This window comes from Caulobacter sp. FW305-C-30-S16, from assembly GCF_058783025.1.
The window spans coordinates 1-516 of record NZ_JBYSYH010000012.1; the positions used below are offsets into that span (position 1 = coordinate 1).

The window sequence follows — 516 nt, forward strand, 5'->3', positions numbered from 1 at the left end:
TCGAGCCGGGCGATGGTCTGGAACTCGGCGCGGAGGCGGGTCGCTTCCTGGTTCGAGATCGAGCCATTGCGGACGCCTGCGTCGATGCGCGCGTCAAGCTGGGCCTGGCGCTGGTTGATGTTGGTCCAGCCGCCGTCCTGGTCACGGCTGTCAGACTGGATGCGGGCGCTGAGGGCATCGAAGCGACGGTCCAGGTCGGCGCGTTCGGCGTTGGTCAGACCGCCCCGACGGTAGTCGGCCTCGAGCCGGGCGATGGTCTGGAACTCGGCGCGGAGGCGGGTCGCTTCCTGGTTCGAGATCGAGCCGTTACGGACGCCCGCGTCGATGCGCGCGTCAAGCTGGGCCTGGCGCTGGTTGATGTTGGTCCAGCCGCCGTCCTGGTCGCGGCTGTCAGACTGGATGCGGGCGCTGAGGGCATCGAAGCGACGGTCCAGATCAGCGCGTTCGGCGTTGGTCAGACCGCCCCGACGGTAGTCGGCCTCGAGCCGGGCGATGGTCTGGAACTCGGCGCGGAGG

General features: G+C 69.4%; 1 protein-coding gene. It reads right to left on the bottom strand.

What is annotated here, in order from left to right; all coding sequences use genetic code 11:
• Window positions 1–516 (bottom strand): hypothetical protein (locus tag AC3WJT_RS17360; RefSeq protein WP_492344391.1); only part of this gene is annotated, 516 nt, incomplete at both ends.